Here is a 19,717-nt window from a genome sequence, read left to right on the forward strand (position 1 = left end):
AGCGATAAAAACAGCTTAACTTTTCACTTCAATAGCGCTATCAAATAATTGAAAAACAGCCTAATATCCGCAGTAAATGGCTCCTAGGCGCAAATAGCCAAGATTAATTCAGGTCTAGGCTACCTATCGGTTTAGCCAGTCCAATTTGAAGGGCATAAAAATGGTTTATCTGTTGTTAGTGGTGGGATTAGGGTTACTGATTTACGGCGCAGACTGTTTAGTCAAAGGCGCAGCAAGATTAGCCTTAAGTGTCGGAATTCCCAGCTTAGTAGTTGGCCTAACCGTGGTGGCATTTGGTACCAGTGCTCCTGAGCTCGCGGTGAGTATCGGCGCCGCATTTTCCGGTGAAACCGAAATGGCGATTGCCAATGTCGTCGGCAGTAATGTATTTAATGTGCTATTTATTCTTGGTCTCGCGGCCATGCTCAGCCCACTGATCATCTCTAAACAGTTAATCAAACAAGATGTGCCTATCATGATCGCCATAACAGCCTTAGCCTATTGGCTGGTGAGTGATGGCTTACTCAGCCGTCTTGACGCCAGTATTCTGGTCGTCCTTTTAGTCAGCTACACCGTCTTTTTATTTGTTCAAGGCAAGAAAAACCCCGATCCAGAATCAGAAAATGAAGAAGAATCAGCCCCTTGGTGGCAAAACATACTATGGCTGCTTCTTGGCGTTGCTTTACTCGTTGTTGGCGCGAATATGCTGGTGAGTAGTGCGGTGGCCATCGCCAAAGCATTTGGGGTGAGTGAAGCGGTGATCGGCTTGACCATTATCGCCATTGGAACCTCGCTACCTGAAGTTGTAACCTCGATTGTGGCTACCGTCAAAGGGCAAAGAGATATCGCGGTGGGCAACGTCATTGGTAGCAATGTGTTTAACTTATTAGCCGTACTGGGCGTTGCAGGAGTGATTGCACCAGAAGGACTGGCCGCCAACACGCAATTAGTGAGTTTAGATATACCAATTATGTTAGGCGTCGCCCTACTTTGTGCACCACTGTTTTTTACCGGAGCCAGCTTAAGCCGCGCAGAAGGCGCCACTTTCTTTATGCTCTATTTGCTTTATACCAGCTATCTGCTTGGCGTAGCATTAAACTTAAGCTACACCAACACGTTAGGAAGCGTCACCTTATATGTGGTCCTACCTATTACTTTAAGCTTGGTGAGCTATTCACTGTTTCGCGATATCCGCCAGCGAGCCTAGGCCAGAGATAGTTAACCTCAATTCTGGTTGATGGGTCCAACCAATGAATATCGTATGAATAAGTAGCAAAACTTCGTTTTCAGGGATGAAAACGCAGAGCTTATAGGGACATATCCACCGCGTTTTTGCGGATTATTCATACGATATAGCTTATCCAAAGCTCAGATTAGTTAGATTATTGATTTCGGTAGCCGCGTTTTTTAGCGCGGCGTTTTCTTGCTCCTCGGCTATTCTTTTTATCGACCGGTGCAGATTTAGTTAGATCAGGCTCAAATCCGAGTAACCATTGCGGCGCGAGTCTTTGATCGATAAGGGCTTCAATTTCTTCTAACCGCCACTCTTCCTCACTGGCTAATAAGGTAATGGCTTGACCAGCTTTGCCAGCACGCCCCGTGCGCCCGACACGATGCACATAATCCTGCGCCACAAAAGGTAGCTCCATATTCAGTACGCAAGCCAGATCGGCGATATCCAGCCCCCTTGCGGCCACATCCGTTGCCACTAGCACAGTTAATTCGCCTTGCTGATAGCGAGCAAGGACTTGCTCACGTTGTGCTTGAGATAAATCGGCATGAAACGCATGAGCAGCAAGGCCCTGCTGACAAAAATACTGGGCTAACTCATCGGCGGCAACCTTAGTACGGCTAAATACCAAACAGGCCTGCCCTTTTTGCTGCTTTAAAATACTCACGGCGGCGTCACGTTTACGCTCGGCATCAATGGCATAAACCCGTTGCTCGAGCGGCGCAGCCACACTATTTAAGCTATCCACCGCAATTCGTTTGGGTTGGTTCAACAAGCGCTTAGTGAGGTTAAAAATCTTGTCATCAAAGGTTGCCGAGAACAGCAAGGTTTGGCGCTGCTTGGGCAAACGTTGCAAGATGGCATTAATCTCATCGGCAAAGCCCATGTCTAACATCCGGTCGGCTTCATCAAACACTAAGTATTTCAGGGTTTGTAGACTTACATTGCCTTGGCGTAAATGATCCAACAAGCGCCCGGGCGTGGCGATCACCACATCCACCCCTTGCTTAAACTTTTTAGTTTGGGCCGCCACACTCACGCCGCCATAAGCAAGCGCCGCTTGTAACTGAGTATGCTTAGCATATTGGCTAAAGCTGGCGGCCACTTGGGTGGCTAACTCACGTGTTGGAACCAGCACTAAAGCTTGGATGCCGGCTTGGTTATCAGCATCTTGGATTGTGAGTAATTGCTGCAATAAAGGTAAAAGAAACGCAGCGGTTTTACCTGTGCCCGTTTGCGCCCCCGCCATCACATCATGACCAGCTAAAATAAGTGGGATCGCCTGCTGCTGGACCGCGGTAGGCTGCTCATAGCCTAACTCTTGCAATGCGCTCAGTAATTGAGGATGGGAAATAATAGCAGAAAACGACATCACAAGGCCTCTGTCAGTCCAGTAAACAAAAGAGGCTTAGTGTAACAAACTAGATTGCCCATCGCCCAGCAGTTGAGCATGGGGAAAATAATCATCCCTAGGGTCTGTTGATCTTTGGTGGTTGATTTTTGTTCGAGATAAAAGCGTTTTGAGCAAGGCGAGCAGTGTGTAGCTTAGCATTCTAAGTAAATACTGCTCAACGACGGGCAAAACGCTTTTAGCCGAATCCGTAGGACAGCGTTTGTTGGTCATTTCTACTGCGTTAGCGCCTTTTCGCGTAGTTCACTATGCCACAAAGGTGCTGGCCACAACGAACGTTTTGTATAAATACCCAACAAATCGCTGCAAAAACCAGCTCAAAAGATCAACAGACCCTAAATTATTGCTCATCTATCAGCATGCTTTTTATCTTGCTGGCTTTTTCAAAATGGTCGAGCCGATGAGTTTGGATCCACCAAGTCGCGACCGCCATCAGCGTTTCAGGGTCGCTATTTTTATTCGCGAAAAAAGCATAAAAAGAAAGACCTACTTGTTCGCCTTTCTTAGCTATTTTCTCATCGCAAACTCGTATCATCTTCTTGGTTATGTCATGTCCCAGCATAAAAGTCCTTTATTTTCAGAATAATAAAAAAGTGTCTGCAGTTAAGCAGAAAACCTAAACCAACGTCAAATTCGTTAAAAATGTTAATTGCGCACTTTGGGTCAGTTTGTTGGCGATGCCATGGCTAAGCTAAAACAAAGCAAAATCAAACAACAGGAGTACTGACATGCCTAGAATCAATGGATTAGATACATTAAGAGGGCTTTTTCTGGTGCTGATGATGATCAATCATCTGGTGTGGAATAGCGGTGGCCAAACTGTGCTGCAACTTTTCACCCTGCAACCATTAGGTCAAGTGGGGGCAGCCGAAGGCTTTGTCTTTATCTCCGGATTGCTAGCGGGCATGATTTACAGCAGCCCGAAATATAGCCAATCGCAATTAACCCGTAAGGCCCTAGGCCGCGCTTTCAGTATTTATAGCTACCATCTCATCTGCTTAATTTTAGTCTTATTAGTGGCTTGGATCAGCATTAATATTGAGCCGACGATGCGTGATTTCTATTTGTTCATCATGCCCAATTTTATCAATGCGCCCGAGCATGCGGCTTGGCTGTCAGCCTTACTCCTAAACCGACCCGCGTATTTTGATATCTTGCCCATGTACACCCTATTTATGCTGCTGTTACCTCTGATGCTATTGCTACTGCGTAAAGGATTTTCGCCTTTGTTACTTGGCCTTAGCTTAGCCCTGTGGTTTGCCAGTGGCTGGATTAATCAAACCAGCTTGGCCCCTCTGTTTAGCGCTATTTCACCGGATTTAGCTATTCGCGTAGGCTATTTTGATCCCTGGGCTTGGCAGCTGATTTTTGTTATTGGCGTCTGTATTGGTTTTTATCAACGCCAAGGCACAATTAATTGGTATCGTTACCCTAGCCTAGTTTGGTTGGCGCTAGTTCTTTGTAGCGGAATGTTCTTTGTCCACCAAGGTGCATTGCTGGATTTTGGGATTCATCAAGGCGTTCTGTACGCTTTGGCCGATAAACCTGAGTTAGGTTGGTTAAGGCTGCTCAACTTACTGCTACTGGCTTACTTATTTGGATATCTCATCAAACGTTGGCCAAATGCGATGAATCTCGGTTGGTTAAGCTTGCTTGGCCGCCATTCCCTGCAAGTATTTGCTTGGCATACCGTGGTTATCTTTATTGCTGCGCCGGTGCTATTTCGCATCAATCAAACCGACTACTATTCCTTGGCTATCTTACTGACCACCAGCAGCCTTTTTATTCCTGCGCTGTTACATCAACGCAAACAGCAAGCTCAGCACCAGATTATCAATCGCCCCATTAGCGCTTAAACCTAAATTCAACCCCACACAACCACGATGCGGCGAATGGCTTGTCGCATCCCTAACAAAGGAAATACGATGAAAACAAAACTACTACTTATTGCCAGTGCCGCTATGCTACTCGCCGCTTGCGAGCAAGCCCCAACCACACAAACGGCGAGCTCGGGTGAAAGCTCGGGTGAAAGCTCGGGTGAAAGCCCAGCAGACACATCTGTACATAGCTTAACCATCCAGCTCAGTAATATTTCCAAACCACAGGGCAATGTGAAGCTGTATGTGTATCGCAGCAGCGATAACCTACTTAGCGATAAAGCCTCTTTTTTGCAGCAAACCTATAGCCTAGAGCAAGCCAAGCAGCCCATCGTTTTATCTGATGTGCCAAGCGGTGACTACGCCATTTTTGTGTTGCAGGATTTAGACGACAACAACCAACTGGCCATGGATCGCCAAGGAGTCCCCCAAGAGCCTTATGGCTACTCGAACAACCCAGTATTAATGGGGCCTCCCAGTATGGAGCAGGTGAAATTTAGCCTAAACCAAGACACCACTACCAACATCCGCATGAACTAGCCATTCACACCAAGGGTAAGCCTGCGATAGGCAGTGCAGGCTCCCTTCATTTATGAGGAAATCATAATGATAGAATCACTCATCACCGAGTTTAAAAAGATCTGTCTAGGGGTATTAGGGTTTATCCTTGGCTGTAGCGCATTTGGACTTGTGCTGTATTTTTTGATTTTTCTGGTGAACAACAAGTTTTAACCTAAGCCTTGCCAGTCAAACCATATCACCTTAGGCTGAACAAACTTAACTTCAGAAATTAAAGGAACTCTATATGGGATTATTTGATGCGATTTTGGGCAATGCGTCCGAGGTGAATTTAGCCGAATTAAGCCAAGAATTAGCGCCCATCATGGCGGATAATGAACAACTCGCATTGGCCTACAAGTTAATTCGCGACATGTTCGTCTTTACTAATAAACGCATGATCTTAATTGATAAGCAAGGGATCACAGGAAGCAAGGTTGAATACCATTCGATCCCTTACAAATCCATTACCCATTTTTGCGTAGAATCCGCCGGTACTTTTGATATGGATTCAGAGCTAAAAATTTGGATTTCGGGCTCATCTTCACCCATAGTCAAAGAATTGAAAAAAGGCACAGATGTGGTTGGCATTCAAAAAACCATCGCAAATTTTATGTTTCAATAAGGCTAGCTAGCATCACAATTTAACGGCCTTAGGCTTGTCTGCGCATGGTAATTTGACAATAATTTTACACCTTATTTATTGTTTGATTTTCGCTATGAGCCAAGCCAGTAATAATGTTTTTGAAGATGCGGTAATTGCCGCAGAGCGTCAAGTGATGAACAGCGAGCGCGGTTATAAGCTGCGCTTATTTGCCTTTGCCATGTTTGGGTATTTGGTGATCTTTTCCGCTCTGGCACTATTTTTAGGCATTATCGGCGGCTTAATTGGGCTTGCCTTGTTTAGCACCGGCGTATTCATTCTGCTGCTAAAAACTAAAGTCATTTTCGCTGCCATTCCTGCCGCTTGGATTTTGGGCAAATCCCTCTGGATCAAATTTGATGCGCCTAAGGGTTATGAGCTTACGCGTAAGCAGTGTCCCGTTTTCTTTGACCAATTAAATCAATTACGTAAACAACTGAAAACCCCAAAAATCCACCAAGTGATCGTTGAAAAAAGGCACAATGCCGCCATCTTGCAAACCCCACTCTTAGGCATCTTTGGTTGGCAAAAAAACACCCTATTTATCGGTCTCGAATTATTAATGGTGATGACGCCCGCACAGGCTAAGGCCGTGCTGGCCCATGAACTAGGTCACTTATCGGGGAAACACAGCCAATTCGCTGGTTGGATCTATCGGGTGCGTGCCAGTTGGCTGAAAATAATGCATGCCTTTGAATACCAAGATTCATGGGGCGCAAAAATGATGGCGAGCTTCTTTAATTGGTATGCGCCGCGTTTTCACGCTTATTCATTTGTGTTAGCACGCACCAACGAGTATGAAGCCGACCGCATTGCTGCCAAATTAACCTCAAGACAAGATATGGCCGATGCCTTGATCACAAGCCATGTGATTGCCGATTACCTTGAATCACACTATTGGGATGCGTTTTTTAACCAAGCCGACAGCCAGCCCGAGCCCAAACACATGCCATGGCGTGGTTTTGCCGATTTTCTGACTGACAATGAACAAGCCAAAGCCGATCTCAGAGCGGAATTAGTAACAGCCCTTGAAGTGAAAACCGACTATGCCGATAGCCACCCTTCACTAACCGATCGCATTAAGGCGCTAGATGTTGAGCCAAAGCTTCCAGAGCCCGCTAAGCAGTATGCTGCGCAGGTTTGGCTAGGCAGTTTTTTTGATACGCTCGTTAATGACTTTGATCATGCTTGGTATCAAGCCATGAGACAACGTTGGCATCACCGCTTTGAATATATCAAAGAGCAAAAAGCTAAACTAAGCCAGTTGCTCAAAATAGAACCCACAGATCTTGATGATGAACAGTTGTGGCAAAAGGCCTGCTTACTTGAAGAAATCCACAGTCTAAAACATGCGGCCAAGAGCTATTTTATTTATTATCAACGCCAACCGAACCAAGCCAAGGCAGCTTATGCCTTAGCCCGAGTATGCTACCAGCAACAAAAAGATAAAATTATCGACCTGCTAACCAAATCGGCAAAAGATCCCGACTTTGCGCTGGCGTCATGTGAAATGGCATGGCATTACCTAAACAAGCAAGGTAAAGCAACAGAAGCGCAGGCTTGGCATCAGCGTTATTGCTATGAATACCAACAGCTTGAACAGCGTTGGCAAGCAATAAATTACCTCAACTATGATGACGCCCTACAGCCCCCATCGGAGCAAGATGAGCAAGCCGTTTATCTAGTCAAGCGCTTACGCCAACATCGCTTAGTTAAACATGCTTTTGTTGCCGAAAAAGTCGTGCCTGACGCACAGAATAAGGCACCATTTATCGTGACGGTCGAGCTCAAAGGTTGGTTTGGCGATGAAACCAAAGCGCGCAAACTGGAAGAGTGGCTTAATCAACAAATAGACAGAACGGTTTATGTGTTTGTCCGCTCTGGCGAAGAAGAATTAATGGCCAATGAAGTGTTAAAACACGGCGTGCGTATCAAGTAAAGTAGCAAAGCATTGGTTTATAGCTGATTTTCAACGTAGTTTAACAACCGTGAATCACTATGTCTCAAATCAGCGTCGCGCCTAACGACCTGCGGCCAAGGCCTACAAATTCTCGCTGAACAAGCATCTTGAAGTAACTTGGGTATATATGCCTAGCTTGCGACACTGACCTTAGTTAAGTCGGCTTGCATAACTTGTTTGCCACTGCGATGTTTCACGGGTATCCGCCAATTGCAGCTATAAGCGCCATCTGGCGTGCGCTTGATATCCGTTAGCCACTCTAAGCCTTGTACTCGATAATAAGGCGAATCCCATAAGTAGTAGTGATAGACATACTTCATCGCTTCACCAATTTCGGCTAAGCTGCCCTCTAATTTACAGTTAAGGTATTTGGCTTCGGTTAGCGGTAATGAGTCACGACTTATTTCCCCCTTAGCAAGCGCCGTTGACGTTGCAATCGGGGTCGCCATGGCACCGTGAAACTCGTGTTCAATATTGAATCGCTTGGCTTGAAGAGCGCCAATAATCAAGGCGTTGCTTGGCTCTCCCTGTTTATGCTCAATTAACTGCGGGAATTGCGCTAGAAAAAAAGCCAAACGATGTGACAGCTGATGACAACTTAAGGGGGCTTTACTGTGTTCAAGGGCCATATTTGATGGCGTAAACGTCACTAATTCTTGGCTCACCTTGAGCGCCTTGGGCGGCGTTGTTTGCGTCTTATCGGCTGATAACGGTAAATAACATTTCACCCCGCCTTGCTCAGTACCCTGCCATAAAACGGGATAATCAACTAGCGCAAGTTGCTGCTCTGGTAAGTAGTGATCGTAGGCATAACGCAAAAAAGAGGCCACCCAGTCATGGCTGGGAAGTTCGAAACAGTAATAAGACTTAGGTGCTAAGTTAAAATAAATCAGCTCACTGCCTTCGGGTAACTTTGGTCGCTCTGCACCAATTGCAGCAGCGCTCATCATCAAAAACTCACCCGTTTCATAACTACAATGGTTCGAAAATTCAACACTAAAACAGCTATCATGCATCAGCTGTAAGTCAGGGAGATCTCGCATCATGCTTTGAGTAAACTGTTGCCAGTGCTCATGTAAGGCTTGATTAAACTCGGCTTCGCCATGCCTGATGGTGACATAGGACTTGGGCAATGCCACTAATTGCATCTCATCGAGCTTTACTAACTTGGGTTTAAACCCTTTGAGCTGCTGATAACATTCTAGATAAGCGCGTGTAAGTGGCTGAAACTTAATGTTATCCGCCCAGCTTAGCTGGCCCTTAAGGTTTTTGGGGGAGATTTTAAAATGGCGCTTAAACGCGCGAGCAAAGGCTTCTTGAGATTCAAATCCATAATCGAGGGCAACATCTAATATGCGGTAATTATCTTTGGCAAGAGCTTGCGCCGCTAAACTCAGGCGACGGCCGGTACTATATTGGCCGATAGAATGGCCTGTAACTTCCTTAAACTCACGCTGAAGGTGCCATTTACTTACCCCCAACCATTCAGATAAGTGGCTAACGCTTAACACATTAGGTAAGTTGGCTTCGATATAATCCGTTAACTGTAATACCCGAGATATATGATCCATAACGACTGACTTTCCTGTCACCTACAACTTGCTACCTTACTTAGCCTACAATAAAGCCAAGCCATTAGGCCAGCATAAAGGCATAAAAAAGCCGCAATCTGGGTTGCGGCTTGATCATTAAACTCAGTCGGCTTGATTACAGCTGAATACAGTCAAACTCAACTTCAGTTGCAACGTCAGCGTCATAGTCAACGCCTTCGATACCAAAACCAAATAGTTTCATAAACTCATCTTTGTAAACTTGGTAATCGGTCACTTCAAATAAGTTTTCAGTCGTCACTTGTGGCCATAGTGCTTTACAGGCATCTTGTACGCTGTCGCGCAGCTCCCAATCATCTAGGCGTAAACGCTTAGCTTCGTCGGTTTCAGGCGCTGTGCCGTCTTCTTTGTATAAACGCGCTTCAAATAAGCGTTGGATTTGCTCCATACAACCTTCATGAATGCCTTGCTCTCGCATGATCTTAAAGGCCATAGCAAGATAAAGAGGCATTACAGGAATCGCCGCACTGGCTTGTGTCACCACACTTTTGAGCACGGTAACGTAAGCCGCACCATCAACCGCCGCTAGCTTTTTATTTAGCTCTGCCGCTGCGCGATCTAAGTCTTCTTTTGCTTTACCTAACGCGCCATGCCAGTAGATAGGCCAAGTAATTTCTGTGCCGATGTAAGAGTAAGCCACGGTTTGAGCGCCTTTCGCTAACACACCCGCTTCGGCAAGTGCTTCAATCCATAGCTCCCAATCTTGACCGCCCATTACAGTCACCGTGTTCGCCACTTCTTCTTCAGTGGCAGGCTCAACACTGGCTTCAATAATGGTGTCTTTGTTGGTATCGATAGCCGTTGAAGTATAGGTTTCGCCGATAGGCTTTAAGCTAGAGCGAACCACTTCACCGGTATCCGGCATTTTACGAACAGGAGACGCCAGTGAGTAAACAACAAGATCAATTTCACCCAAATCTTGTTTGATCAGCTCAATCACTTTGGCTTTGGCTTCGTGAGAAAACGCATCGCCATTGATGGTCTTAGCATAAAGGCCTTCCGCCTTAGCATATTTGTCAAACGCGGCTGAGTTATACCAACCCGCAGAGCCAGGTTTTTTCTCTGTACCCGGCTTTTCAAAACAAACACCTAAGGTTGCTGCGCCGCTACCAAATGCCGCTGAGATACGCGAAGATAAACCATAACCGGCAGAACAGCCCAATACGAGTACACGTTTAGGACCATTCTTAATTGAGCCTCTCGATTTAGTGTATGCAATTTGCTGTGCAACATTGGCATCACAGCCAACGGGATGGGTAGTCGTACAAATAAATCCACGAATTTTTGGTTTAATAATCATGCTTTGACTCTGTCTTAGACTCTGTATGAGGGTTAAAATTTTGGCCTAAAGATACCCTATTTCCGCCTTAGACGAAAATTTAGTTTTTTTATCTGTGCCGAATAACAACTTTTTCTCAATCAAAATACCACCCCATCCGGCTAACTTTGCACAGCTAAGATATCATCGTCATGAAAACGGTAACGCGACTGCTGTGAAATAATCCCGTAAACCGACAAATCAACCTGATCCATTTGCTCTGGCTGCAAATATTTTTTGGCATAGTCTAAATACACGCCAGAGCGTAAAAACAGTGCAAATAAGTCGCCATCTAAATGTTGCTCTTTTACCATAAAGCTCATGATCTTAATGGCTTCACTTAAGGTTTTTGCTTCCTTATAAGGTCGATCTGATGCGGTAAGCGCTTCAAATACGTCGGCAATCATCATCATTCTTGCGGTTAAGGGTAACGTGCCAGCGGCCACTTTTTTTGGATAGCCCTGACCGTCCATGCGTTCATGATGGCTGGCGGCAATGATAGGTACTTTTTTTAAGTCTTTAGGAAATGGTAACTTAGATAACATGGCATCGGTATAGATTATATGCGAGTTGATAATATAGCGGTCCTCTGCAGTTAGCGTGCCTCGTTCAATGGATAAATTATGCAACTCACCTCGGTTATACTTGTGGTTTGGCACCGCCATATTAAATCCCCATGGATTTCCCGGTTTTGCTAAGTCACTGCCATCATGCGCAATTAAATGCTCCGCCTTATCCGCAAGTAAGCTTTCAGTCACAGGTAAAGTTGGCGCTGTTTGATCCATTCTAGCCAGTTCATCCCGAGATAAACCAATCCGATCATTTAGGGTTCGTTGCCACGTACGCTTAGCTATTTGCTGTAACCGAGCAATATCCTCAGCCAACATGCTCTCACCGCCAATATTGGCCTTGGCAACAAAGTCAAATTCGCTATCAAGTTGTTGTAACAAGTTATCTCGTTGTTGCCGTAATACGTTTTCATTTTGGCCCTGCGCCAGTCCCTGCCAATAGTCGCGTTGAGCGCTCATTTTTAGCAACTCAAAACGCATTCTGATTTCATGAACTCGGTTATATATGGTCTCAAGCTTAGTGGCTTTATCAACCACAAATTCCGGCGTAGTGATTTTGCCACAGTCATGCAGCCAAGCGGCAATATGCAGCTCCTGCCACTGCTCACGGGATAAAGTAAAGTCAGCATAACAACCTTCTCGTTCATAACAAGCCGCCTTAGCCAACAGCTTGGTAATTTCCGGTACCCTAGAACAATGGCCGCCGGTATAAGGTGATTTGCTATCGATGGCGCTGGCGATCAACTCGATAAAGCCTTCCAGTAATTGCTGTTGTTCGTTGAGTAATAACTGACCTTCAATGGCTAGCCCGCAATAATCGCCTAAGGCTTGGATAAAACTCGGTTCATGGTAATTCTCGTCGATAGCCGGCTCTAGCATGGCCAATATACCGAGAGGTTCGTTGTGCTGGCTTGTTAGCTTTATCCATGTAACCCTGAGCTGCTCACATGCCATTTCGTGGCACAGTAAGTCTTCTAATTTAAGGGGGTTTTGGCTCTTACTGTAATTCGCGACTTTTACTTTCTCTGACTCACTCAATAAGCCAGATTCTTGTAACAAACGATCGGCTTGCTGCTGGCAGGCGCTCACTATGAGTTGTGCCTGTTCATACTGACAATCAAGCAACGAAGCCTGCCCATATTGATATGACTCACTGGCCTTATCATAAAGATATACCACTCCCCCACGGGTTTTAGTCATCAGTGCGCTTTGTTGCAACATACTTTTCAATAACTCAGGTAAAGACTGATGAGCCGATAAGGTTTTAGAAAGATGTTGAAAGTTCGCTATCGTTTGCTGCATGGATGACGCGACATTGGCTAATTCAGCCACCTCGCGGATCACCGAACCTGACTTTATCGGCTGAGAAAAATCAAAATTCTTGATGTTTTTTAATTGCAGCGTGAGATCCTTGATGGGTTTAGCCACCAACCTTGAAAACAACCAAGCGATAGGCAAGGTAATGGATATAATGATGAGCGCAATATAGAGTGAGGTATTGCGAATATGTTGGGCATTTTTTAATAAGGCCTTAGTCGGCGTAATCATTAACAGGTAATAATCGCCCTGATGAGAAAAGCGCAATTTAGATAACTCACCTAACCAATGATCTTGGGCGTATTCAAAGTCAATTTTCTGTGGCTTGATCTCATAGTTTGCCACCACGTAATCCAAAACTGGTTGACCCAATTCCCCTACCGGCATTAATTTGGAGCCTTGTTTAGAAAACAATTTATTAGCGTCTTGATAGGCAATAACTTGGCCTTTAGCATCTAAGATCAAGGCTTGTGAAGCATCTGGTAAATCTTGGTTGGTTAGCGTCGACGAGAGTGACGCTAAGGTAAAATCAACCGCCACGACAGCCTGCTTTTGTTCAGTCGGCACAGCGAGAGTAATGCCGGGTAATTGCGAGCTACGAAAAATGTAAGGTTGGGTTACGATTAATTTATTGTCAGCCATGGCCTGTTGATACCAAGCGCGCAGCCTGGGATCATAATCAAAGCCCAGATTATCATTACCGTAAATGAACTCGCCTGAATCATCATAGTATTGATGCCAAACTTGTAGCTTTGCTTGGTTTGCTGTTGTGCCATGCTCTATTGTTGTCAGTAGCATCTTGGCTGACTGTGCACTTTCGGGTAACCCTTCAAGCTGATCTGGATGCAGTTTACTTAAAAAGTAAAAATCACCATTTTGATATCCCGCATACACAGCATTCATATCAGGGTTAACTTGCAGGATCTGCCAAAGCTGAGCAAAAGTCTTATGACGTGCTTCGATGTCACGGCCTTGACCCAGGTTGCCTTTCGCCAGTAGGGTGAGGGTCGTTTCCAGTGCGTAATAGTTTTTATCTACACTGGTTTCAATTTCTTTATCGATACGCTCAAACAATTGCTCGGAGGCGTCCAGCATCAATTTATTTATTTGCATATCGCTATAACTTACTAACGATAAACCACAAGTTAGGATCAGCACGATAAATAAACTGCTGATATGCAGATGCAATTCGAACCCTTTGCGGTTGCGTTCCATGATTTTTCCTTGATTAATTTACGCCCTATTAATGATAGTAAAGCAATTAAATATCGTTATTGAAAAATCTGGAAGATAATGAAAATCGTGCCAAACACGAAGCAAAAAATGAGGCCAAAAAAAGGGAAGCCTAAGCTCCCCAAAATCGTTCTATCTGCTGAAATAATCCTTTATTTCAGCAATGATTCCATTTCTTCACTGTCAATATGGCGTACATCTTTACCTTTAACAAAGTAGATGATGTATTCACAGATATTCTTACAGCGATCACCAACGCGCTCCATAGCACGAGCAGCCCAAAGCACTTTCAGTACGTGAGGGATTGAGCGTGGATCTTCCATCATAAAGGTCATCAGCTCGCGTACTACACTTTCGTATTCACGGTTAACCTTAACGTCCGATGCGTGGATCTTCACCGCCGCTTCCACGTCCATACGAGCAAATGCGTCTAACGACTCATGTAGCATTTTCACTACATTTCGACCCATGTGCTCAACACTCACCAATGGCGGCTGGGTTTTATTGGCATTATCGATCACCATGTGAGCAACTTGTTTCGCTTCGTCCCCAATGCGTTCGAGATCGGCGATGGTTTTGATGATTGCAATCACCAGACGTAAGTCACTCGCGGCAGGCTGGCGTTTCGCGATGATGCGCGTACATTCTTCATCAATCGAAACTTCAAGCGAGTTAACCTTGCGATCACGCTCAACAACACGTTTAGCCACTTCATTGTCTTGGTCATGAACAGCATCAATCGCATCATTCATTTGCTGCTCAACTAGGCCGCCCATCACCAACACTTGGTTACGCACATTTTCTAGCTCAGCATTAAACTGGCCCGAAATATGTTTATTTAGATTCATGTTTTCCATTTATATCTCCTTCGGGCCTAGCCGTAACGTCCGGTAATATAGTCTTCGGTTTTCTTCAAACTTGGGGTCGTAAATAGCGTATTCGTATCCGCATATTCAATCAGCTCGCCCATGTACATAAATGCCGTTTGATCTGATACCCGAGCCGCTTGTTGCATGTTATGGGTAACGATAACCACGGTATACTTACTTTTTAGTTCGTTAATCAACTCTTCGATAGTCAAAGTTGAAATCGGATCTAGCGCCGAAGTAGGTTCATCAAGTAATAATACTTCAGGTTCAATGGCAATTGCGCGAGCAATAACCAAACGCTGCTGCTGACCACCCGACAAACCGAACGCGTTATCATGCAAGCGATCTTTTACTTCATCCCAAAGCGCAGCGCCACGTAATGAGCGCTCAACAGCGTCATCCAGTGAACGGCGATCTTTGATGCCCTGTAGGCGAAGTCCATACACCACATTTTCGTAAATCGATTTAGGAAAAGGGTTAGGACGTTGGAATACCATACCGACGCGGCGGCGCAGCGCAGCCACATCCACATTACGGTCGTAAATATTGGTGCCGTGTAGATCGATACTGCCTTCAATGCGACAAATATCAACAAGATCATTCATTCGGTTAATACAGCGTAACAGGGTTGATTTACCACAACCCGATGGCCCGATAAAAGCCGTTACCTGCCCTTTCGGGATCTTCATGTTGACATCAAACAAAGCTTGTTTGCTGCCGTAATATAAATTCAGATCTTTTATTTCTAACGCAGTTTGCGCTTCGGTTAAGTTATTCAGATCCAATGCTGGGGCATTTGCTGTTTCTGCTGATACTGAAATCATCTGTGTTACCTTATCTATGTTCTGTATGACCTGGATTATTGATCCAAGGCTCTGAATTTTTCACGTAAACGGTTACGGATAGCGATGGCAGACATATTCAGACCAACAATGACAGTAACCAATAAAAATGCCGTGGCATAAACCAGAGGACGAGCCGCCTCAACATTTGGACTTTGGAAACCAACATCGTAAATATGGAAACCTAAGTGCATAAACTTACGCTCTAAATGGAAATACGGAAAGTTACCATCTAATGGTAAAGTGGGTGCCATTTTCACCACACCAACTAGCATCAATGGCGCAACCTCACCAGCAGCACGCGCCACCGCCAAAATTAATCCCGTCATAATAGCGGGACTCGCCATCGGCACAATAATGCGCCATAGGGTTTCCGCTTTCGTTGCCCCCAATGCTAATGAGCCTTGGCGAACCGATGAAGGAATACGCGATAAGCCTTCCTCGGTCGATACGATCACCACAGGCAAGGTTAAGATTGCCAAGGTAAGCGCTGACCAAATCACACCTGGCGAGCCAAAGGTAGGTGATGGCAAAGCTTCAGGGTAAAAGATTTGGTCTAAGCTGCCACCGACCATGTATACGAAAAAGCCTAAGCCAAATACCCCGTAAACAATAGATGGAACGCCCGCTAAGTTAATAACCGCGATACGGATCATCTTAGTAATAGGCCCTTTCTTGGCGTATTCGTGCAAGTAAATCGCGGCAACCACACCTAATGGGGTCACAATCACCGCCATCAGCATCACCATAAACACGGTACCAAAGATCGCAGGGAATACCCCCCCTTCGGTGTTAGCTTCACGTGGATCTGAGCTAACAAACTTATACATTTGATGCACCCAGCGGCCAAACTTAGCGAAGAAGCCCATGTCATTAGGAAAATGTACATCCAATACTTTTTGCATTGGCAAGGTTACTTCACGGCCATCCATGTCTTTGACTATCACCGCATCGCGTGATGCTTGGTTGCGATAATCGAATAGCTCTTTTTCTAACTCTAAATACTGCTCATGGTAGGCCTGGCGCTGTGCTTCAAAATCGGCTTTAGCGGCGTCATCTAGCTCACCATTAAGCTCAGATTTACGCTCTTTGAGGCGCAAGCGCTCTAACTCATAGTTAATTTTACCTATTGGGCCATGTTGCAAATCACTTGCTTTGTCATTTAAGTCAATTGCACGCTCCATGCGCTGAAATAGCTCGCTACGCATATCTTGTGCATTAACTGCTTGGCCATTTTCAACCAAGCCAATGACATAACCATAAAAGTTACCATTGGTTGAACGCTCAAAGACGGCAATGTCAGATGGCGTTGTTTGGTTTTGAATTTGGGTTTCCATTATCCAACGAAAATCCAAATCTACGTATTCACGGTTACCGGTTTTAAGCAAATAACGGGTGATTACATCGCTGTGATCTTCAGGCAATTTTACCCCTGAAGATAAAATCCGCTCGGCACTGACTTTTTCACTGTCATATAACTCACCAATAACCGTATGACGATGACCATTAAGCTCTTCTAATTCGAACTCATAGACAGCGCTAGGCCAGAAAAAACTCAATCCGCGCCAAGCAATTAATACACACAAACCCACTACAGCCACTAAGCTAATAGAGACGGCACCGCCGGTCATCCAGATCCATGGCGCGCCCGATTTAAACCAATTTCTCATCTTAATCTCTCAGTTACAGGCTAGAGTACTTTTCACGCAAACGCTGACGAACAAATTCCGCCAAGGTGTTGAAGAAAAAAGTAAATACAAACAATACGAAAGCAGCTAAAAACAGAACCCGATAGTGCGAACTGCCCACCTCTGACTCTGGCATTTCTACTGCGATATTCGCTGCTAAGGTACGCATACCTTGGAACACACTCCAATCAATTAATGGCGTGTTACCGGTTGCCATCAATACAATCATGGTTTCACCTACGGCGCGGCCAAGGCCCATCATCACTGCCGAGAAAATCCCTGGGCTAGCCGTTAAAATAACCACACGAACTAAGGTTTGCCAGTTGGTCGCACCTAGAGCTAATGAACCATTGGTAAGGTGTTTTGGCACGCTAAATACCGCATCTTCAGCGATGGAGTAAATCGTTGGGATAACCGCAAAGCCCATGGCAATGCCCACTACCAAGGAGTTACGTTGGTCAAAACTAACCCCTAATTCATTGGTCAAGAATTTACGGGCATCCCCATCAAATAACCAATATTCAACGGGGGAGCTCAGCTCAAATGCAAGGTAACCTATCAGAATCACTACTGGGATAAGAATAAGCGAGTGTGCGCCTTCTGGTGTTGCCTGCTTAATTGATTTAGGTAGGTTATGCCAAATAAACGCTGCAAGTAACACGCCTATCGGCAGACCAAGAATGAGCATGACGATGCCAGGCAGGTTTTCCTCTACAATCGGTGCTAGCCATAAGCCAGCCAAAAAGCCAAGGATTACGGTCGGCAGTGCTTCCATGATCTCAACCGTGGGCTTGACTACCGAGCGCACCGGCGCTGACATAAAGTAGGCAGTATAAATAGCACCCGCGATGGCAATAGGCACGGCAAACAACATGGCGTAAAACGCGGCTTTAATGGTACCGAAAGAAATCGGTACTAAGCTCAACTTAGGCTCAAATTCATCACTGGCGGACGTTGATTGCCAAACATAATCAGGCTCAGGGTAACCTTCGTACCACACCTCTTGCCATAAAGCCGATCAAGTCACCTCAGGGTGTTCATTCTCTAAATCATATAGCGAAAGCTTGCCTTGCTCTTCCACCAAAATGGCATTAGCGCGCGGTGAGATAGCCACCGCGTTCAAAGGCGCATCGGATAGCTTTTCAGACAATAAGCGGGTATTACCTGTGGTATGGAAAATACCTAAATAACCTTCTTTGTCTAAGGTTAAAAAGCCCTTACGGTAAAATTCTGGGGCGATATCAACAATGCTACTTTGAGCCTGAAAATCACGAATTTGAGTTAAACGACGCTGACCATCTTTAGCCACTTCAAACCACTGTGAAACCGCCCCGTTGTCATTACCCACAATCAAAGAGCTAGCACCGGTGAGCAAGCGCACTTTAGTCACATTAGCACCAGGTGCATTAATATCTAATACAGTAGTTAAAGACACATCCTCAACATCCGAAATATCGTAAATGGCAAGTCGGTTGCCACTGCGCAGATAAAGGTTGCGCATGTTAGGAAGTAATAGGATTTGATCGACTTTCGCAGGTGCATCAGGTAGCTCGGTACTGACTTGAGTCCATGTGACCTCTTCTGTCATCATGTTCTCTTCAGCCGTTAATGCCATAAAGACTGTGCGGCCATCCGCCATCACTGCGGCAATCCCTGCTTGCTCTTCAGCCATCTCAAACGCGAGGTTTTTAATCGCCCCCGCTGATTGGTCAATCTGTAAATGCTCCTCACCCAAAGGGTAAAGCACTCTAGGCTCAATTAAACGCTGATCATTAGGATATGACACCATGAAATCAGGCTGTACAATTTGAATCGAGCCATCATCAAAGCCATAAACCATCATGCCTTTAGATGGGATAGTTTGACTAAATGCCGTGACCTTGCCAGCTAGCTTCTCAGTTAAAATAACCTCACCAGCCGTTTCACCACTGATAGAGATAAATTCAATTAATCCTGTATCAGTTAACCGATAGGCAATTTCATTCTGCTCTTCCATCCCCAGCGCCAACGTTTTGCCGTGGTCGGCATCGGCTTTGGCTAAGTCTAAACTGGCTTGTTTTTCGATATGTGCACTTTCAAATATTGGCTGCACAACATAAAGAAGGTAAACGAAAATAAGCAAAAGTGCGGTAAGTACCATGATAGCACCAGTGGTTACACTGTACTTCGCTAATTTATCTTTTACCAACCGCTTGCGACTCCCAGCAAGCGACAGGGAAAAATCCTCTGCCATTGGTATCCTCTGAATGGTTTCTTAAATTGCGCACAGTATATTTATTATTGATGACACTTTTGTTACACGCGTTCGAATACTACTAAAGAAAAAAACCAAAGCGAAAAAACATCAACTAAAAAACAGAGAAAGAGAATTTAAGACAGAAACAACATATCACTGACAGATTGAAATTATTAAAGATAAATGGTTTATTGAGGCCTTAAAGGGCAGTCAAAATAAAATGAATTTAGATTAAACTTTTATGACAAAGTTCATCAAACTGTCATAATTACTTAATAGGCTATACAAACGCAGCAGTTGTCACAAAAAATTCATCCGATTTTCTAGTTTTGTGCTAGAAGCGTCAGTAAAAAAG

The 19,717-nt window shown here is 45.0% G+C and carries 14 protein-coding genes and 1 pseudogene; 6 read left to right on the plus strand and 9 right to left on the minus strand.

Going from position 1 to position 19,717, the window contains the following annotated elements:
- The first annotated feature begins 160 nt into the window (after positions 1–160).
- Positions 161–1,207, plus strand: coding sequence for a calcium/sodium antiporter (locus ACK8OT_RS12670; protein ID WP_410196886.1), 1,047 nt, complete (start codon positions 161–163; stop codon positions 1,205–1,207).
- Between the two features lie 175 nt (positions 1,208–1,382).
- On the opposite strand, the gene ACK8OT_RS12675 is transcribed toward ACK8OT_RS12670, so the two are convergent.
- Both ACK8OT_RS12675 and ACK8OT_RS12680 read right to left on the minus strand, forming a co-directional pair.
- The gene (locus tag ACK8OT_RS12675) at positions 1,383–2,603 is read right to left on the minus strand and encodes a DEAD/DEAH box helicase (RefSeq protein ID WP_410196887.1); all 1,221 of its coding nucleotides are present in this window, start codon (positions 2,601–2,603) and stop codon (positions 1,383–1,385) included.
- A gap of 379 nt (positions 2,604–2,982) precedes the next feature.
- Positions 2,983–3,204, minus strand: a complete 222-nt coding sequence (locus ACK8OT_RS12680; RefSeq protein WP_410196888.1) for a DUF6500 family protein — start codon at positions 3,202–3,204, stop codon at positions 2,983–2,985.
- Positions 3,205–3,370: 166 nt separating this feature from the next.
- Here ACK8OT_RS12680 and opgC point away from each other — a divergent pair, with 166 nt between their 5' ends.
- The 5 genes from opgC (at position 3,371) to ACK8OT_RS12705 (ending at position 7,659) form a co-directional block, all read left to right on the plus strand.
- The gene (gene opgC, locus ACK8OT_RS12685; protein WP_410196889.1) at positions 3,371–4,498 is read left to right on the plus strand and encodes an OpgC domain-containing protein; all 1,128 of its coding nucleotides are present in this window, start codon (positions 3,371–3,373) and stop codon (positions 4,496–4,498) included.
- A 69-nt stretch (positions 4,499–4,567) separates the two neighbouring features.
- Positions 4,568–5,059 (plus strand): DUF2141 domain-containing protein, encoded by a 492-nt coding sequence (locus ACK8OT_RS12690; RefSeq protein ID WP_410196890.1) that lies wholly within the window; start codon positions 4,568–4,570, stop codon positions 5,057–5,059.
- A gap of 66 nt (positions 5,060–5,125) precedes the next feature.
- Positions 5,126–5,251, plus strand: a complete 126-nt coding sequence (locus ACK8OT_RS12695) for a hypothetical protein (protein ID WP_410196891.1) — start codon at positions 5,126–5,128, stop codon at positions 5,249–5,251.
- Positions 5,252–5,324: 73 nt separating this feature from the next.
- Positions 5,325–5,702 (plus strand): PH domain-containing protein, encoded by a 378-nt coding sequence (locus ACK8OT_RS12700; RefSeq protein WP_410196892.1) that lies wholly within the window; start codon positions 5,325–5,327, stop codon positions 5,700–5,702.
- Between the two features lie 94 nt (positions 5,703–5,796).
- Positions 5,797–7,659 carry a M48 family metallopeptidase gene (locus ACK8OT_RS12705; RefSeq protein ID WP_410196893.1) on the plus strand — a complete coding sequence of 621 codons (1,863 nt, stop codon included), beginning with the start codon at positions 5,797–5,799 and terminating at the stop codon, positions 7,657–7,659.
- 152 nt (positions 7,660–7,811) lie between these two features.
- On the opposite strand, the gene ACK8OT_RS12710 is transcribed toward ACK8OT_RS12705, so the two are convergent.
- The 7 genes and pseudogenes from ACK8OT_RS12710 to ACK8OT_RS12740 all read right to left on the minus strand — a co-directional run bounded on the left by ACK8OT_RS12710 (position 7,812) and on the right by ACK8OT_RS12740 (position 19,359).
- On the minus strand, positions 7,812–9,251 hold the full coding sequence (locus ACK8OT_RS12710) for a helix-turn-helix domain-containing protein (RefSeq protein WP_410196894.1): 1,440 nt from the start codon (positions 9,249–9,251) through the stop codon (positions 7,812–7,814).
- A gap of 136 nt (positions 9,252–9,387) precedes the next feature.
- On the minus strand, positions 9,388–10,590 hold the full coding sequence (gene fabV / locus ACK8OT_RS12715) for an enoyl-ACP reductase FabV (protein ID WP_410196895.1): 1,203 nt from the start codon (positions 10,588–10,590) through the stop codon (positions 9,388–9,390).
- Positions 10,591–10,730: 140 nt separating this feature from the next.
- On the minus strand, positions 10,731–13,709 hold the full coding sequence (locus ACK8OT_RS12720; RefSeq protein WP_410196896.1) for an HD domain-containing phosphohydrolase: 2,979 nt from the start codon (positions 13,707–13,709) through the stop codon (positions 10,731–10,733).
- 170 nt (positions 13,710–13,879) lie between these two features.
- Positions 13,880–14,584, minus strand: a complete 705-nt coding sequence (gene phoU, locus ACK8OT_RS12725; RefSeq protein ID WP_410196897.1) for a phosphate signaling complex protein PhoU — start codon at positions 14,582–14,584, stop codon at positions 13,880–13,882.
- A 17-nt stretch (positions 14,585–14,601) separates the two neighbouring features.
- Positions 14,602–15,420, minus strand: a complete 819-nt coding sequence (gene pstB / locus ACK8OT_RS12730) for a phosphate ABC transporter ATP-binding protein PstB (RefSeq protein ID WP_410196898.1) — start codon at positions 15,418–15,420, stop codon at positions 14,602–14,604.
- A 35-nt stretch (positions 15,421–15,455) separates the two neighbouring features.
- Positions 15,456–17,108 (minus strand): phosphate ABC transporter permease PstA, encoded by a 1,653-nt coding sequence (pstA, locus tag ACK8OT_RS12735; RefSeq protein WP_410196899.1) that lies wholly within the window; start codon positions 17,106–17,108, stop codon positions 15,456–15,458.
- Between the two features lie 13 nt (positions 17,109–17,121).
- Positions 17,122–19,359, minus strand: a pseudogene (locus ACK8OT_RS12740) (ABC transporter permease subunit).
- Between the last annotated feature and the right edge of the window lie 358 nt (positions 19,360–19,717).

It is taken from the genome of Motilimonas thetidivivens (assembly GCF_046452435.1).
Classification (GTDB): domain Bacteria; phylum Pseudomonadota; class Gammaproteobacteria; order Enterobacterales; family CBDFNC01; genus Motilimonas.

Excerpts from the sequence above, each read along its gene's own strand:
- ACK8OT_RS12670 (WP_410196886.1), top strand. The coding sequence starts at position 161 with ATGGTTTATCTGTTGTTAGTGGTGGGATTAGGGTTACTGATTTACGGC.
- ACK8OT_RS12675 (WP_410196887.1), bottom strand. The coding sequence starts at position 2,603 with ATGTCGTTTTCTGCTATTATTTCCCATCCTCAATTACTGAGCGCATTG.
- ACK8OT_RS12680 (WP_410196888.1), bottom strand. The coding sequence starts at position 3,204 with ATGCTGGGACATGACATAACCAAGAAGATGATACGAGTTTGCGATGAG.
- opgC (WP_410196889.1), top strand. The coding sequence starts at position 3,371 with ATGCCTAGAATCAATGGATTAGATACATTAAGAGGGCTTTTTCTGGTG.
- ACK8OT_RS12690 (WP_410196890.1), top strand. The coding sequence starts at position 4,568 with ATGAAAACAAAACTACTACTTATTGCCAGTGCCGCTATGCTACTCGCC.
- ACK8OT_RS12695 (WP_410196891.1), top strand. The coding sequence starts at position 5,126 with ATGATAGAATCACTCATCACCGAGTTTAAAAAGATCTGTCTAGGGGTA.
- ACK8OT_RS12700 (WP_410196892.1), top strand. The coding sequence starts at position 5,325 with ATGGGATTATTTGATGCGATTTTGGGCAATGCGTCCGAGGTGAATTTA.
- ACK8OT_RS12705 (WP_410196893.1), top strand. The coding sequence starts at position 5,797 with ATGAGCCAAGCCAGTAATAATGTTTTTGAAGATGCGGTAATTGCCGCA.
- ACK8OT_RS12710 (WP_410196894.1), bottom strand. The coding sequence starts at position 9,251 with ATGGATCATATATCTCGGGTATTACAGTTAACGGATTATATCGAAGCC.
- fabV (WP_410196895.1), bottom strand. The coding sequence starts at position 10,590 with ATGATTATTAAACCAAAAATTCGTGGATTTATTTGTACGACTACCCAT.
- ACK8OT_RS12720 (WP_410196896.1), bottom strand. The coding sequence starts at position 13,709 with ATGGAACGCAACCGCAAAGGGTTCGAATTGCATCTGCATATCAGCAGT.
- phoU (WP_410196897.1), bottom strand. The coding sequence starts at position 14,584 with ATGGAAAACATGAATCTAAATAAACATATTTCGGGCCAGTTTAATGCT.
- pstB (WP_410196898.1), bottom strand. The coding sequence starts at position 15,420 with ATGATTTCAGTATCAGCAGAAACAGCAAATGCCCCAGCATTGGATCTG.
- pstA (WP_410196899.1), bottom strand. The coding sequence starts at position 17,108 with ATGAGAAATTGGTTTAAATCGGGCGCGCCATGGATCTGGATGACCGGC.